This window comes from Intestinibaculum porci (genome assembly GCF_003925875.1).
In the GTDB taxonomy this organism is placed as follows: Bacteria; Bacillota_I; Bacilli_A; order Erysipelotrichales; family Coprobacillaceae; genus Intestinibaculum; species Intestinibaculum porci.
Map to the genome: position 1 here is coordinate 1,705,900 of NZ_AP019309.1, position 15,885 is coordinate 1,721,784.

A 15,885-nucleotide genomic window follows, 5' to 3' on the forward strand; every position below is an offset into this window, starting at 1 on the left:
ACCTCTTCTAATATTTCTTTTGTCCTTTCACAAACGCTGCTTTGACATCAATGTTTTCATCAAAAAGAATCAGATCGGCAATAAAACCTTCTTTAATTAAACCTAAGTCTTTGATATGAAGTGATCGCGCCGGATTGTACGACGCCATTTTGACAGCCGTTAAGAGTGGGATATTTAAGTGAGTGACGGCATTTCTGACTTCTTCATTAAGACCGGTAATACTGCCGGCAATCGTGCCATCTGCTAACTCAGCGCGGCCACCTTTGACCCATACCTTCTGACCGCCAAGCATATACTGTCCCACTGGCATGCCAGCACATTCTAAGGAATCAGTAATCAGACATAAGTGATCAGGTCCTTTGAGTCGCGCTAAGATTTTTGCCGATGGCCAATAAACATGTTTGCCATCTAAAATCAGTTCCGCATAGACATCAGGACTATTCATGACCGCCCCCACAATACCAGGAGCGCGGTGTTTTAACGGCGTCATCGCATTAAACGTATGGGTGGTGGAATTCGCGCCTAAGGCAAAAGCTTTCATCGCCTGCTCATACGTCGCATCGCTATGCCCGACAGAAACAGAGATGCCTTCTTCATATAATGCGCGAATAAGCACGTCTGCGCCTTCATTTTCTGGGGCTAACGTAATTTTCTTGACAATGTCATGACCACCAGTTAAAGCTAAAAAGTTTTCTAGCGTAGCGGGAATGATATTTTTGGCATCCTGAGCGCCTTTATGCGTTTCAGAAATAAAAGGTCCTTCCATATGAACCCCTAAAATACGAGCACCGGCTTCATGACCCATGACCCGTGCGACCGCCGCAATAGCCTGCGCGACATCGCTAATGGGCATCGTCATCGTGGTGGGCAGATAAGACGTACAGCCAGTGGTGAGATTAGCCTCTGAGATCGTCTGCAAATGATCCTCTAAGGCATCCATCGTATCACAGTTTTTACGACCATGAGTATGCAAGTCGATAAAACCTGGGGAAACATAATAACCTTTGGCATCAAAAACCTGCGCACCATCTGGCACGTCATGGCTTAAGGCCACGATTCGCCCCTCACTGACAATAATATTGACCTGGGCAATATCATCTTCAAGAAGAACGTTTCCATTTTTAATACATAACATAATAATATTCCTCCTATCGCCATTATAGCATAGCGCAAAACAAAAGGGAGGAAATTTTCCCTCCCTGATCCTACTTCTTATGTAAATTGGCTAACAGTTCATCAATATGATTGCCATACTGAATGGACTCATCCTGTACGAAATGTAATTCCGGACATTTACGAAGCGGTAATGTTTTTGATAATTTTGAACGAATAAAGCCTTTTGAACGTTCTAACGCTTCCATTGAGCGTTTATTATGTTCCATAAAAGAAACATAGACTTTCGCAATGGATAAATCATTCGTACATTCAACGGCCGTAACGGTCACGGTTTTCACGGCTGGGTCTTTGACTTCATCACGTAAAATCAGCGACAGTTCACGGAGAATCAAGGCATTCGTTCGTGATACTTTGACTTGATTGGCCATTAAGCTCTTTCTACCTCTTTCATAATATAGCCTTCAACGATATCGCCTTCCTTGATATCATTAAAGTTTTCAATCATCAGCCCACATTCAAAGCCCTGAGCGACTTCCTTCGCATCATCTTTGAAACGTTTTAATGATGATAATTTACCTTCATAAACGACAACCCCATCACGAATCAGACGGACGCCGCTGTTACGTTTGATCACCCCATCAGTGACATAGCAGCCAGCGATATTACCAAGTTTAGAAACTTTGTAAATCTGACGGATTTCAGCCTGACCAGTGACAACTTCTTCTAATTCAGGAGCTAACATACCCTTCATGGCAGCTTCAATTTCTTCAACCATCTTATAGATGACATTATGTAAACGAATTTCTACGCCTTCTTCTTCCGCTTTACGACGCACATTAGCATCCGGACGGACATTGAAGCCATAAATAATCGCTTTTGAAGCGCTCGCTAAGAGGACATCAGATTCTGAGATTGCCCCGACAGTAGAGCGAATCACATTGACTTTAGCCCCTTCGATATCAATCTTTTCTAATGATGAACGCACCGCTTCCGCAGTCCCGTTGACATCCGCTTTAACGATGACATTTAAGTTGGCCACTTCGCCTTCTTTGATCTGATTGAATAAATCGTCTAAAGACATCGCTGAAGAAGTATTTCTTTCTTTTTCCTGTTTGATCTTCGCACGTTCTTCACCGATTCGACGAGCTTCTTTTTCTGATGGGAAGACCATAAATTTATCCCCAGCTTCTGGAACATCATTTAAACCAGTAATTTCCACTGGTGTAGCTGGTCCAGCATCTTTTAAAGAGCGTCCTGAATCATTTAACATCTGACGCACACGCCCGAACGTTGAACCAACAACGATTGGATCACCGGCATGTAAAGTCCCGTTCTGAACTAATAACGTCGCTACCGGGCCACGGCCACGATCTAAGCGGCCTTCAACAACTGTCCCTAAAGCTAAACGTTTTGGATTCGCTTTTAATTCAGCCATTTCCGCAACGATGATGACGGTTTCTAATAATTCCGTAATCCCAATGCCTTTTTTCGCTGAGATATTACAGTAAGGTACATCTCCGCCCCAGTCTTCTGGTAATAGGCCCAGTTCTGAGACTTCATTTTTAATACGGTCAGGATCAGCGCCTTCCTTATCGATCTTATTGACCGCAACGATGATTGGTACATTGGCTGCTTTCGCATGGTCAACGGCTTCACGTGTCTGAGGCATAACCCCATCATCAGCCGCTACGACGATAATAACGATATCGGTACACTGTGCCCCGCGCGCACGCATCGCTGTGAACGCTTCATGACCTGGCGTATCTAAGAAGGTAATCTTCTTGCCATTCACTGGTACCTGATAAGCCCCGATATGCTGCGTAATACCACCAAATTCACCTTCGGCTACACGCGATTTACGGATATGGTCAAGCAAAGTTGTTTTCCCATGATCGACATGTCCCATAATTGTGACAACTGGTGGTCTTGGCTGTAAATCCGCAGGATCATCAACGATATCCATATCTTCGAAGTTTAATGCAGAGGCATTATTAACCTTCTTCGCTTCATAACCGTATTCCAGACAGATCAATTCGACCTGTTCATCATTTAATGAAGAGTTGATGGTCACCATCGTTCCTAACATGAATAAGACTTTGATGACTTCCGCTGGTGTTTTACCTAATTTTTCTGCTAATTCTTCAACTGTGACACCGTCTTCATATTCACAAATGCCATCATTGAGCAGTTTCTTATCATCTTTTTTGTTAGGGAAGCTGGCACCCGTTTTCTTTTTGTTTTTATTGTTACTGTTATGTCCCTTTTTGTTGTTCTTTGTTTTTTTCGCCATAATTAACCTCCTAACTTTTCTTTTAATTTCTGCGCAAAGCCCCGATCAAGAATGGCTATAACCATGCGGTTATTTTTCCCAATCGCATGTGACAATGCGTCTGCACTGTTCCAGATGACATAATCGACATCATAGAACTTACATTTATCAGAAAACTTCTTTTTCGTATTATCGCTTGCGTCGCTAGCGATAATGACGAAAGAAGCCTTCTTGCTTTGAATTGCCTTTAAGGCGGTTTCTCCGGTCGCGACTTTGCGCGCCCTTGCCGCCAAGCCGATATAATTTAAAATATCAGCTGACATATTTTGCGAGTTCGTCATAGATCTCATCGGGAATTTCAACCCCTAAAGAGCGTTTTAAGATGCCCTTCTTTTTGGCTAAGTCAATCGCTTCCTGGCTGCGTTTTAAATAAGCGCCGCGGCCATTGGCTTTGCCAGTGGGATCGACGAACACGTCTCCTTCTTTATTTTTGACAATCCGGATCAGCTCTTTTTTAGGAAGCTGTTCCCCGGTTGCGACGCATCTTCGTAATGGTACTTTTTTCATGTAACCACCTCAATTAGTCATAATATTTATCATATTCATCGTAATCGATATCTTCATCATATTTTGGATCATAATCAGGTTTCTCTTCTGATTCTTCATCATCATCTTCAGAGATCACTTTGACATAATCCGTATCTTTTTCTTCATTCGCTTCTCTTAATGCTTCAATGTCGATTTTAACACCGTCATCTTCATCATCAAATGATTCGTTATCATCAAATGATTCATCCGTGTCGAATGATTCATCACTGTCAAAGGATTCGTCATGACCTTCACCAGCCATCATTGCTAATAAATCATCCTGATCATCATTGTCACTTAAATCAATACCTTCTTCAGCGACTTCTGACTGGGATTTAATATCGATCTTCCAGTTTGTTAAATGAACAGCTAAACGAGCATTCTGACCTTTTTTACCGATGGCTAATGATAACTGATCATCAGGCACAACAACTAATGCAGAATTGTCTTCTTTGTTTAATTTCACATGTGACACTTTCGCTGGCGATAACGCATTAGAAATGAAAACAACAGGATCTTCATTCCATTCAACGATATCGATCATTTCACCATTTAATTCATTGACGACATTCTGCACGCGGGTGCCCTTAGGGCCGACACATGAACCAATTGGATCAATATCTGGGTTAGCTGTATAAACGGCAATTTTTGATCGTTCACCGGCTTCACGGGCAACGGATTTAATTTCCACAGTACCGTCATAGATTTCTGGTACTTCTGCTTCAAATAAACGTTTCACTAAACCTGGTTCCGTTCTTGAGACAGCGATATGTGTACCCTTAGTATTCTTATCAACCGCCGAAACATAAACTTTTAAATGCTGACCTTCGGTTAGTTTTTCACCAGGGATCTGCGCTTTAACTGGTAATAAAGCACCCGTCTTACCGATATTAATGATCGCAAAACGTTCTTCCACGCGGTCGACAATCCCGGTAATGATATCATCTTTCTTATCCACATATTCATTGTATAAAGCTTCTTTTTCTGCTTCACGAATCTTCTGACGTAAGATCTGTTTCGTCTGGATCGCAGCTAAGCGGCCAAATACATCTGGTGAGACTTCTGTGACAACATCATCACCAACATGATATTTAGGATCGATTTCCTGCGCTTCTTCTTCACTTAATTCATAATCTTCGTCCATGACATCATCAACGACATGTTTAATTTCGAATAATTCGATCTTGCCAGTGACATCATCAATATTAACTTTGACGATCGAATCAGGGCCTAAATAGTTTTTCTTATAAGATTTTTCTAATGCTTCACTTAAGGCATCAAGAACGGTCTGTTTAGAGATCCCTCTTTCTTCCTCTAATGCATTTAACGCTTTAATAAAATTTTTAGCGCTTTTCGTTTCTTTGACTTTAGCCATTGGTTATTACTCCTCCTATTAAAACTTCACAGCTAATCTTATAAAACGTACATTATCATAAGGCACGACAATTTTCTTCTTCCGGCCTTTGACAAAATACTGTAGGGTAATTGTTTGATCTTCTGCACTTAAGATGGTCCCTTCCACTTCGTGCAGACCTTCCTTAGGATCTTTAAAATCAATATGAACATAATCATTGACGGCCTTGACGACCTGATCCCAGTTTCTTAATGGTTTTTCAATACCTGGTGAAGAAACTTCTAAATAATATTCATCTTTGATCACATCAAGCTGATCCAGTTTCTCACTCACGGCTTCACTGACGGCCACACATGTATCCATATCGAGGCTGCCATTATTCTTTTCAATATAAACGCGTAAATACCATTCCCCTTTTTCCTGTTCGTACACCAGGTCATCGAGGTAACAGTCCTGCGCCTCAATTAAAGGAACGATTGCTTCTTTAATTTTTTCTAACATAGATCCTCCATTTCACAAAAGAACGAGAGGGTTGCCCCTCTCGTTGAATGCAATAACACTATAACATAACGCGAGGTGTAAGTCAAATGGCCTGACAAAAAGCCCTCTTCGATAATTATCTCGATCTTTTCTTAAAAAAAGACCCACAACAAGTATACCACATAATAAAAAAAGATGTTCGAAAATAAGAACATCTTTATAAATCAAATAAGGATAACTGATCCGATTCATTGAGGGCATCTAAAACACCCATGCGCTGTAAAATCTCAATATGCGTATTAGAGAGGCGGGTGCGCTTTTTGACATCTTCAATACTCGTGAACTCATGTTCATTGCGCGCGGTGATAACACTTTCGCCAACGGAATCCCCTAACCCATCAATCGCCGTAAATGGCGGCACGATGGCAAAGGCATCATCGGGATCAAGCGTAAAGGATGAAGCATCAGATTTGTTTAAATCAATCGGGCTGAATTTATAGCCGCGATCAAACATTTCCATCGCTACTTCAAAGATCGTAATAAGCCCTTCATCTTTATTTGAGGCATTGCCATCGGCTTTCAGCTTTAAGATTTCCTGATAGCGCGTATAGGTGGCTTCTTTGCCGGCGATAAGGGTTTCAATTTCATAGAAATCACAGCGAGCAGTGAAGTATACGGTATAGTATTCACGCGGATAATACACTTTCCACCAGGCAATGCGCAAGGCGCTGTAAACATAAGCGGCGGCATGGGCCTTAGGGAACATGTATTTGATCTTCAGACAGGAATCAATATACCACTGCGGCACATTATGATCCTGCATCAGTTTGACATAGCCTTTCTGGGGGAAGACTTTAGGCGCTTTCCCTTTACGGGTCGTTTCCATAATATCGAAGGCATCTTTATTTGGCAAGCCCTTATCAATGAGATAAACCATGATATCATCACGACACCCGATGACGTTTGAAAGCGTACAAGTCCCCGTCTTGATCAAGATTTCCGCATTGCCTAAGTACACATCAGTCCCATGGGATAGTCCCGAAATAATGACTAAGTCATTGAAGGACTGCGGCTGGGTCGCATCTAACATCGAACGGACAAAGCGCGTCCCGAATTCTGGTAAGCCGATCGCCCCGGATTTACAGTTTAAATACGTTAAGTCGACGCCGAGTGCTTCAGACGTTCTAAACAGGCTCATAACATGCGGATCATTGGTTGGAATAGACATTGGATCAACACCGGTTAAATCCTGCAATTTACGGGTAACAGTCGGATCGACATGGCCTAAGATATCGAATTTTAAGACGTTATCATGAATCTTATGGAAATCGAAGTGGGTTGTTCGCCAGGTCGCTGTGACATCATCAGCCGGATACTGATACGGCGTAAAGTCAAAGACTTCCATATCATCCGGGATGACGATGATCCCAGCCGGATGCTGACCGGTTGTTCGTTTGACACCCTGACAGCCATTAGCTAAACGCTGCAGCTCTGCGGAGCGAATCGTATCATCGACGCCTAGTCTTTCCGCATACGCTTTGGCGTAACCATAAGCTGTCTTTTCCGCGACCGTGGCAATCGTTCCGGCTCTGAAAGCGTGATCGCTGCCGAACATCTTACGGACGAATTCATGGGCTTTCGGCTGATATTCACCAGAGAAGTTTAAGTCGATATCAGGGACCTTGTCCCCATTGAAACCTAAGAATGTCTGGAATGGAATATTGTGACCGTCACCTTTCATATAGGTGCCACAGACCGGACATTTCTTATCTGGCAAGTCAAAACCGTTGGCAATATCTTTCACAAATTCAGTATGACGACACTTTGGACAATGATAATGCGGCGGCAGCGGATTGACTTCGGATATACCAGACATTGTGGCCGCAAATGATGAACCGACGGATCCTCGCGAACCAACTAAGTAGCCATCATCGTTAGAGGCATGTACTAATAATGCGGAAATATAATAAATAACGGCATAACCATGTTTGATAATGTTGTCGACCTCAAACTCTAAACGATCCTGCACGATTTGCGGCAGCACATCACCATAGGTTTCATGCGCTGTTTTAAAACACATATCTCTAAAGAGGTTATCGACGTTATCGATATGCGGCGGATACAGTTTATCTTTGACAACCTGAATGTTATCTTCAATCATATCGGCAATCTTATTGGTATTGGTTACGACATATTCATAAGCCTCATCCTCCGATAAATACGGAAATCCCTTCAACATTTCTTCCGTTGTCCGGAAGTAACAATCCGGGGTTAAAGCTTTTGGATCCCCGCGCACTAAAAGCGGATGCGGACGGCCGTTGATGGTGATTTTTTCATTAGAGGTAAAGATATCTCTAAAGACTTTATCGCGCGGATTGAGGAAGTGTACATCACCGGTGGCAACGATCAGTTTCCCCTCTTTTTTAGCACAGCGAATAATGCGTTCATAAATTCTTTGAATATCGTCTAACGATTCATACTTACCGCGATAAACCATCCAGTTGGCATCTTCTAACGGCTGAATTTCAATATAATCGTAGAAGCGGATCTCTTCGCATAATTCTTCTTCACTGCGGGTCGCCGCTAATTCAAAGACTTTCGAATTGATGCAGGAAGAGCCAAATAATAAGCCATCACGATAGTGGGTCAGTCTTTCTCTAGGAATGCGATCACTGCGGTAAAAATAAGTTGTACTCGCTTCCGAGACGATACGGAACATATTTTTTAGGCCATCATGATTGAGTGCTAAAGCGGTCATGTGATAACAGAAGGCATGCTTATAAGCATCTTCTAATGGCAGAGCATTGATTTGATCGACATTGGTCACATTGCGTTTACGCATATCTTCGATCATCGCATTAAAAGCTAAGCCTAGGACTTCCGCATCATAATCCGCGCGGTGGGCCGCTTCGCCATCATAAGGAATCTTATAATAAGAGCAGACACGTCCTAAACGATAAGACTGCATTAACGGAATGAGATGACGGGCTAATGGCAAAGTATCGATCCAGCAGTTTTGAATTTCTTCTAAGCCCATCTTTTTCAAGTCGGCATTAAGCATGCCGATATCGAAACGTCCGTTATGCCCAATGACTAAGTCATCGCCAAAGAATTCTAAGATCTTTGGCATCAGTTCCTGAATCGTTGGGGCATTTTTGATTTGTTCATTGGTAATGCTGGTCAGTTCGGATACCTTTGGCGGAATCGGCTTAGGTGAACGGACAAAGGAATCAAAACGGTCAATGATTAAGCCATTACGCATTTTGACGGCCCCAAATTCGGTAATTTCATCATCAATCTGGGATAAGCCCGTCGTTTCTAAGTCGAAAGAGACAAAGGTTAAATCTTTTAAATCAATCGATTTGACGTTTCTCACCGAGGTAAACTCCGGATCAATCATATTCAATTCCACGCCATAGATCATTTTAATATCTTTGCCTTGAATAGCTGCCTGAGCATCTGGGAAAGACTGCACGTTGCCATGATCGGTGACCGCGATCGCCTTATGGCCCCATTTCACCGCCTGATCAATGTATTCATCAATCGGATTGATGCCATCTAAAGTCGACATGGAAGAGTGTAAGTGTAATTCTACACGTTTCTTCTCGGCTTTATCCATGCGCCCCTTCGCCGCCGGAATTTCTTCTATATCATTGGCAATGATCACGAGTTCTTTCGCAAAGTTATCAAAGTTTAACTGACCTTTGATGCGGACCCATTTCCCGCCTTTGGCGTATTTATTCAGTTCATCAATATTATTCTTGCCTTTGTTTTCAAAGCGTTTGACTAAAATAGAATCCGTATAGTCGGTAACATATAAAGTCTGAATATGTTTGCCTTTACGGGTTTCAATCATTTCACTGCTGAAGATATAACCCTGGATTTGTACCTCACGCATCGTATTATCGATATCTTTTAACTGAATATGTTCATATTCCCGTTTATAAGAGCGATACTGCGTCGAAGCTGGAGCTTCGCTTTGGTTACGATCCATCATTTCAATAACCTGCGCATCGACATGCACGGTATTGTCCGCATTCATTTCCTGCTTAATCGCCTGATATTCTTCATTGCTGACATCAACATAAGCCTGATAGTGCAGTTTAAGGCCAAACTTCGAGAAGTAATGATCAAATAATGCAGATAAGCTATTGATTGTCGAGGCCATTAAATCATTGATCACCTGGATCTTTAAGGTCTGACCTTCATATTTTAACGCCTCGCGCTGAATCGATAGCAGTTCCGGATGTTTGGCCGCTAACGCCGGAAAGATGAAGTCCGCATAATCGAGAACTTCATCTTTTTCATAAGACGGATCACAAACAAATCGGAACTCACAAGGATAAGGAAAGTTTTGACGCTGTTTTAATAACACTTTCACTTCCTCTAATGGTAATAAATGATCAGCTTCCACGGTAAAGGTGTAATGATCATCGCTATGCACGACCACATGCGTGATGGTGCTCGCCGCTAAAGCAGGACAACTATCAATTGATAACTGCTTTAGCAGGATTTCCATTTTGTTCAATGTGAATCCCCCTTCTATTTCATAAATCGTAAAATATCCTGATAGGTGACAACCACCATCAGTAAAAGAAGTAGTGATAAACCAGCTAACTGCAGGTAGTATTTCGCATTTTGCGGCAGTTCATGGCCAATAATGCCTTCGATGATCGCAAAGATCGTCTGGGCGCCATCTAAGCCCGGAATTGGTAATAAGTTAAAGATTCCAATATTGACAGATAATAAGGCCATCAGATAGAAGATATTCGCCACCTGACCGCTTTCGGTCACCTGGGCGGTAATTTTATAAATACCAACCGGACCACTCATTTGTTTGACCGTTCCGGCAAAATTAATAACCAACTGTTCTAACGCTGCAAAGATCGCTAAGGACATCGAGCCAATTTGACTAAAGGTTGATGTCATTGGTTCTAATCCCTGCATTTTCCGTGTTGGCTGGGTAATACCTAAATAGTATTTCCCCGTTTCCTTATTAACGGGTGCTTTAATGTTTTTCACCATCACTTTGCCGTCACGTTTAAAAGTGATCGTAAAGGTTACCGAAGCCGAGCTATTGGTTTTATTAACTAAGGCATCGGTAATATCAGTATAATTGTGAATAGTATAAGATTTGTGAGAATCCGTATTAACCATTGTCATAATCCGATCGTCTTTTCTTAAACCATATTTATAGGCTGCTCCATCTTTGAGAACACTGCCTAAAACCGGCGTATTAACGGGTTTAACGCCCATTGTAAAGTTAAGACACATCATAATCACGATCGCTAAAACAAAGTTCATAAAGATGCCGGCTAAGAAGATGATCACTTTCTGATACGTCTTTTTCCCTTTGAGGGTACGATCTAAAGGCACATCTTTAAAGTAAGGATTATCTTCCTGATCCGCTTCGCCTGCCATTGTGACAAATCCGCCAATTGGTAAAGCGCGAATCTGAAATTCCGTTTCTTTGCCCTTCTTGCCAAAGATCTTCGGGCCCATGCCAATACTGAAAGCACCGCAGTAAACATTAAAGATTTTGGCAGCAACGAAATGACCAAATTCATGGATTGTAACAATTCCCGTTAAGATCAGTAAAAAGACAATAATATTAATGAGCAGCTGCATGCAATTCCTCCACTTTCTTTAAGACAAAGTCACGCGCCCATTCATCAATGACGATCAAGCGATCTAAGTTTGGATTTTCTTCCACTTCATGAGCATTCATCGCGGCTTCGACTAAATCGACAATTTCTAAGAAGGTGATCTTCCCTTCTCTAAATAAAGCGTTCGCCATCTCATTGGCACCATTGAAGACACATGGCATACTGCCGCCGGTTTTCCCCGCGCGATATGCTAGTGGTAAAGCTTTAAAACGCTCAGGATCAGGGCGTTTAAAATGTAGTGTTCCAATATCCGCTAAGGATAATCTTTTGGCATTCACTAACGGCATACGATGAGGATAAGAGAGCGCATACTGAATTGGTAAACGCATATCTGGGGTTCCCATCTGACCAATCACCGCGGTATCTTCAAATTCCACCGCTGAATGTAAAACACTTTCCGGATGAATGAGCACTTCAATATCATCATAATCAACATCAAAGAGCCAACGGGCTTCCATCACTTCTAAGCCTTTATTGATTAAGGTCGCCGAATCGATCGTGATCTTCGCCCCCATATTCCAGTTTGGATGATTAAGGGCCTGCTCGACTGTCGCCCCTTTTAATTCTTCTAAGCTCTTATCGCGAAAACTGCCGCCTGAGCAAGTTAATAAAATCTTCGAAACTTCCCCATGCTGGCCCCCGCGCATCGACTGCCAGATCGCTGAATGTTCACTATCGACGGGTAATAAAGCAACATGGTTTTCTTTGACTAATGGCATAATGATATGGCCTGCCACAACTAACGTTTCCTTGTTGGCAATGGCAATATCCTTATGGGCTTTGATCGCATTGATTGTTGGTAATAAACCAGCAAAACCGACGATCGCATTTAAAACGATATCCGTTTCTTCTAAGGTGGCAATCGTATTTAAACCTTCCGCGCCATAATAGAAATGACATTCAGGATACTTTTGCGCTAAGGCATCGGCATCTGCCTTCTCTAACACGCAGATATGACGCACAGGCAAAAGCTCCATAATTTCTTCCAGCTTGGCGATATTATGGCCTGCGGACATCGCGACAATTTCAAAGTCTTCCTGATGATGAGCGACAACATCAACGGTCTGGGTGCCAATCGATCCTGTCACTCCTAATACTGTAATCTTTTTCATAAGTCCTCCTTATAAAAAGAAATCTCTGTCTTGCAAGAGATTCTTTATTTAATGTGGAATGTAATTTAATAAATAACCTAATACCATGGCATTGAAGATAATTGAATCGAAACGATCTAAGATTCCCCCATGACCAGGGAAAATATTGGAATAGTCTTTAATGCCAAATGATCGTTTAATACTGCTGAATGATAAGTCGCCAATCTGACCAGTTGTCGATAAGACAAAACTGATGATTACTAATGAGACCATTGGTAACTGCATTTTTGCAAAAAAGCCATAGGCTAAAGCTAAAGCGCCGCCTAAAACGATCCCGCCAATCGAACCTTCGATGGTTTTCTTTGGCGATAAACGTTCGTTGAGTTTATGTTTCCCAATCGCGCGGCCAACGAAATAGGCAAAGGTATCAGCGCCTAAAGTCGCACAAGCTAAGAGTAAAACATAATCTAAGCCAAGAGCCATACGCATATAGTAAACCATGCGTAAACCCACCGCCACTAATGTGCCGGATGTGAAATAATAAGATAAACGCATGAAGTCCATGCTGCTATCAAAAATACCAGCCGTTAATAAGACGATCAAATATAAAACAATATAAGTGACATCCACTAACTCTTTTTTACTAAATAAGAGTGAACCGATGATGAACACCCCTAAAACTGCAAATAAATAATATTTCGGATCAGGGTCATGAGCCACGTGTAAGAGTTCATAGGTAGCGCCGGCTGCAACGACAACCATTAATACCTGAAAAGGCACCCCGCCGATCGCTACGAGCGGAATAAATACAGCTAATAAGACAATGGCAGTAATAATACGTTGTTTCATTATTTGCCACCTCCAAAACGACGTGAGCGATGCTGATAAATATAAAGATCTTTATGCAGCTGCGCTTCATCAAAATCTGGCCATAATGTCTCATCAAAGATTAATTCACTATAGCTTAACTGCCATAACAGGAAGTTGCTTAAACGGACTTCCCCGCTTGAACGGATCATCAGATCCACTGGCGGTAAGCCAGCAGTCATAAGCTGATTTTCAAAATTTTGTTCATTGATCTCATCTAAAGAGATTTCGCCATCTTTATACTGCTGCGCGAGTTTCTTTGTGGCACAGATAATATCATCACGGCCACCATAGATAAAGGCAATGACCAGTTTTAAACCGGTATTGTTCTTTGTTCTTTCAATGCAGCGTTTGATGACTTTCTGAGTTCTTTCAGGAGCTAATTCCAGATGACCGATGGTGAGCATCTGAACGTTTTGTTCAACCAATTCATCAATATAGCTATTAAAGAATTCTTCTGGTAATTTGAAGATATAATCTACTTCATTTTTTTCTCGTTTAAAGTTTTCTGTCGAAAAAGCATAAACAGTCATAGCTTTAATGCCAAGTCTATTACATTCTAACGCTAACCGTCTGACTGTTTTCGTCCCTTCGTGATGACCAAAGTATTTTGGTCGATGATGTTGTCTTGCCCATGTCCGATTGCCATCCATAATGAAGGCAATATGTGCGGGAAGATGTTCTAAATCTAATTCATAGGTTTCGTTTGTTTTTCCCATTTTTTAGCACCTCAAGGCTATTATATCATAACTGTATAGTGTTTCAAACACTAAAAAGGCTATCAGGAAATTGATAGCCTTAAAATGATTAAACAGTCATTAAATCTTTTTCTTTATCTTTGGCAATCTCATCAATCTTAGCGGTATATTTCTTAATGAGATCCTGTACTTCTTCTTTGCCTTCTTTTTCTTCATCTTCGTTATCAGCGGTTTTCTTAATGTCATCATTAGCGCTGCGGCGAATGTTTCTTAAGGCAACTTTGTCTTCTTCCGCCATTTTGTTGACCTGTTTTACCAGTTCCTTACGGCGATCTTCAGTGAGTGGCGGTACATTGATACGGATCACTGTGCCATCATTTTGTGGTGTTAAACCTAAATCCGCTTCATAAATGCCTCTTTCGATATCTTTTAAAGAGTTTTTGTCATAAGCCTTAATGACTAACTGACGTCCTTCAGAAACGCTGATCCCCGCAATCTGATTTAAAGGTGTTGGTGCCCCATAGTATTCTACCATGACGCTATCTAACATTGCTGGAGAAGCACGGCCAGTTCTGACTTTCGCAATGCGGCCAGTGAAACTTTCCACTGTTTTCTCCATCTTCTCTTCCGCTTCTAGTAATACTTCATCAATCATGTATTATTCCCCTTTCGAAATGATTGTTCCGTTGACTTTATTTTCGCAGGCTAAAGCGATATTGCCTTCCTGCTGCATATTGAAGACTGATAAGTCAATATCATTGTCTTTACATAATGTGATCGCCGTCTGATCCATGATCTTTAAATCTTTATTTAAGACATCTAAATATGTTAAACGATCATATTTTGTCGCCTTTGGATCAATCTTAGGATCAGCACTATAAACACCATCAACACCGTTTTTCGCCATTAAGATGACATCAGCGTTAATTTCAGCAGCTCTTAAAGCAGCGGTTGTATCCGTTGTAAAATAAGGTGAACCCGTTCCCCCAGCGAAAATAACAATCCGTCCTTTTTCTAAGTGACGAACAGCTCTCCGACGGATATAAGGTTCAGCAACTTCTTTCATTTCGATTGCTGTCATACATCTTGTATCCACACCGATTGATTCCAACGCATTCTGCAGTGCTAAACCATTCATAATCGTGGCTAACATGCCCATGTAGTCAGCACTTGCTCTTTCCATGCCCATATCAGCGCCAGTTTTACCTCTCCAGATATTACCGCCGCCGCACACAACAGCCATTTCAACGCCTTTTTTATGCGCATCTTTAATCTGTTTTGCAATATTTAAGACAACTTCAGGGTCAATACCAAAGCCTTTTACACCAGCTAAAGCTTCACCACTAATTTTTAATAAAACTCTATTATATCTCATCGTTTTACTCCTTTTCTCAAACTAATATCATTTTATAGTAGATTTATGATAGCGTCAATTCATTTTACGAAGTTTCAAAAAATCATTATAAATGTCTTAAACAATGCTTTTGTTCTCATCTTATGATCACATACAAAATATTATTTTTTAGACATGTATAATGCTATATTTCTAAATTTAGAATGAAACATGCCTCCCCTCAAAATAAGCCTTACTTAATCCCGTATCATATCTTTTTGTCAGTTTCGAAAGCAAGCTATGTTTTCATTTATTAACAATATCTTCTCGTACCATCAGAGGCTTCATCAAAGTGAACTCACTTCATTGTATCGTTGGCGCACAAAAAAAGACTAGACGTGTGGTCTAGTCTTCATGTAACAT

The 15,885-nt window shown here is 41.4% G+C and carries 14 protein-coding genes; all 14 read right to left on the minus strand.

Annotation, left to right across the window (positions count from 1 at the left end):
• Nucleotides 1-7: 7 nt before the first annotated feature.
• Nucleotides 8-1,135 carry an N-acetylglucosamine-6-phosphate deacetylase gene (nagA, locus tag SG0102_RS08220; RefSeq protein WP_231999765.1) on the minus strand — a complete coding sequence of 376 codons (1,128 nt, stop codon included), beginning with the start codon at nt 1,133-1,135 and terminating at the stop codon, nt 8-10.
• 70 nt (nt 1,136-1,205) lie between these two features.
• On the minus strand, nt 1,206-1,544 hold the full coding sequence (gene rbfA / locus SG0102_RS08225; RefSeq protein ID WP_125119499.1) for a 30S ribosome-binding factor RbfA: 339 nt from the start codon (nt 1,542-1,544) through the stop codon (nt 1,206-1,208).
• Entirely contained in the window at nt 1,544-3,406 is a 1,863-nt protein-coding gene (infB, locus tag SG0102_RS08230; protein ID WP_125119500.1) for a translation initiation factor IF-2, read from the minus strand. The genes rbfA and infB overlap by 1 nt, the downstream gene beginning before the upstream one ends.
• Nucleotides 3,407-3,408: 2 nt before the next feature.
• A complete protein-coding gene (locus tag SG0102_RS08235; protein ID WP_231999766.1) occupies nt 3,409-3,726 on the minus strand; it encodes a L7Ae/L30e/S12e/Gadd45 family ribosomal protein in 318 nt (105 codons plus the stop codon).
• Entirely contained in the window at nt 3,698-3,952 is a 255-nt protein-coding gene (rnpM, locus tag SG0102_RS08240) for an RNase P modulator RnpM (RefSeq protein WP_125119502.1), read from the minus strand. The genes SG0102_RS08235 and rnpM overlap by 29 nt, the downstream gene beginning before the upstream one ends.
• Before the next feature lie 13 nt (nt 3,953-3,965).
• A complete protein-coding gene (nusA, locus tag SG0102_RS08245; RefSeq protein ID WP_125119503.1) occupies nt 3,966-5,348 on the minus strand; it encodes a transcription termination factor NusA in 1,383 nt (460 codons plus the stop codon).
• 18 nt (nt 5,349-5,366) lie between these two features.
• Nucleotides 5,367-5,828: a ribosome maturation factor RimP gene (locus SG0102_RS08250; RefSeq protein ID WP_125119504.1), complete on the minus strand. Its 462-nt coding sequence runs from the start codon at nt 5,826-5,828 to the stop codon at nt 5,367-5,369.
• 196 nt (nt 5,829-6,024) lie between these two features.
• On the minus strand, nt 6,025-10,326 hold the full coding sequence (locus SG0102_RS08255; RefSeq protein WP_179951195.1) for a PolC-type DNA polymerase III: 4,302 nt from the start codon (nt 10,324-10,326) through the stop codon (nt 6,025-6,027).
• A 23-nt stretch (nt 10,327-10,349) separates the two neighbouring features.
• A complete protein-coding gene (locus SG0102_RS08260; protein ID WP_125119506.1) occupies nt 10,350-11,435 on the minus strand; it encodes a M50 family metallopeptidase in 1,086 nt (361 codons plus the stop codon).
• Nucleotides 11,419-12,585 (minus strand): 1-deoxy-D-xylulose-5-phosphate reductoisomerase, encoded by a 1,167-nt coding sequence (locus tag SG0102_RS08265; RefSeq protein WP_125119507.1) that lies wholly within the window; start codon nt 12,583-12,585, stop codon nt 11,419-11,421. The genes SG0102_RS08260 and SG0102_RS08265 overlap by 17 nt, the downstream gene beginning before the upstream one ends.
• Before the next feature lie 48 nt (nt 12,586-12,633).
• Nucleotides 12,634-13,413 carry a phosphatidate cytidylyltransferase gene (locus SG0102_RS08270; RefSeq protein ID WP_125119508.1) on the minus strand — a complete coding sequence of 260 codons (780 nt, stop codon included), beginning with the start codon at nt 13,411-13,413 and terminating at the stop codon, nt 12,634-12,636.
• Nucleotides 13,413-14,150, minus strand: coding sequence for an isoprenyl transferase (locus SG0102_RS08275; protein WP_125119509.1), 738 nt, complete (start codon nt 14,148-14,150; stop codon nt 13,413-13,415). Before SG0102_RS08275 ends, SG0102_RS08270 begins: the two co-directional genes overlap by 1 nt.
• Nucleotides 14,151-14,238: 88 nt before the next feature.
• Entirely contained in the window at nt 14,239-14,784 is a 546-nt protein-coding gene (frr, locus tag SG0102_RS08280; protein WP_125119510.1) for a ribosome recycling factor, read from the minus strand.
• Nucleotides 14,785-14,787: 3 nt separating this feature from the next.
• A complete protein-coding gene (pyrH, locus tag SG0102_RS08285; protein WP_125119511.1) occupies nt 14,788-15,504 on the minus strand; it encodes a UMP kinase in 717 nt (238 codons plus the stop codon).
• Nucleotides 15,505-15,885: the final 381 nt, after the last annotated feature.

Excerpts from the sequence above, each read along its gene's own strand:
- SG0102_RS08265 (WP_125119507.1), bottom strand. The coding sequence starts at position 12,585 with ATGAAAAAGATTACAGTATTAGGAGTGACAGGATCGATTGGCACCCAG.
- SG0102_RS08260 (WP_125119506.1), bottom strand. The coding sequence starts at position 11,435 with ATGCAGCTGCTCATTAATATTATTGTCTTTTTACTGATCTTAACGGGA.
- pyrH (WP_125119511.1), bottom strand. The coding sequence starts at position 15,504 with ATGAGATATAATAGAGTTTTATTAAAAATTAGTGGTGAAGCTTTAGCT.
- rbfA (WP_125119499.1), bottom strand. The coding sequence starts at position 1,544 with ATGGCCAATCAAGTCAAAGTATCACGAACGAATGCCTTGATTCTCCGT.
- frr (WP_125119510.1), bottom strand. The coding sequence starts at position 14,784 with ATGATTGATGAAGTATTACTAGAAGCGGAAGAGAAGATGGAGAAAACA.
- SG0102_RS08250 (WP_125119504.1), bottom strand. The coding sequence starts at position 5,828 with ATGTTAGAAAAAATTAAAGAAGCAATCGTTCCTTTAATTGAGGCGCAG.
- SG0102_RS08255 (WP_179951195.1), bottom strand. The coding sequence starts at position 10,326 with ATGGAAATCCTGCTAAAGCAGTTATCAATTGATAGTTGTCCTGCTTTA.
- nagA (WP_231999765.1), bottom strand. The coding sequence starts at position 1,135 with ATGTTATGTATTAAAAATGGAAACGTTCTTCTTGAAGATGATATTGCC.
- SG0102_RS08275 (WP_125119509.1), bottom strand. The coding sequence starts at position 14,150 with ATGGGAAAAACAAACGAAACCTATGAATTAGATTTAGAACATCTTCCC.
- nusA (WP_125119503.1), bottom strand. The coding sequence starts at position 5,348 with ATGGCTAAAGTCAAAGAAACGAAAAGCGCTAAAAATTTTATTAAAGCG.
- infB (WP_125119500.1), bottom strand. The coding sequence starts at position 3,406 with ATGGCGAAAAAAACAAAGAACAACAAAAAGGGACATAACAGTAACAAT.
- SG0102_RS08235 (WP_231999766.1), bottom strand. The coding sequence starts at position 3,726 with ATGACGAACTCGCAAAATATGTCAGCTGATATTTTAAATTATATCGGC.
- rnpM (WP_125119502.1), bottom strand. The coding sequence starts at position 3,952 with ATGAAAAAAGTACCATTACGAAGATGCGTCGCAACCGGGGAACAGCTT.
- SG0102_RS08270 (WP_125119508.1), bottom strand. The coding sequence starts at position 13,413 with ATGAAACAACGTATTATTACTGCCATTGTCTTATTAGCTGTATTTATT.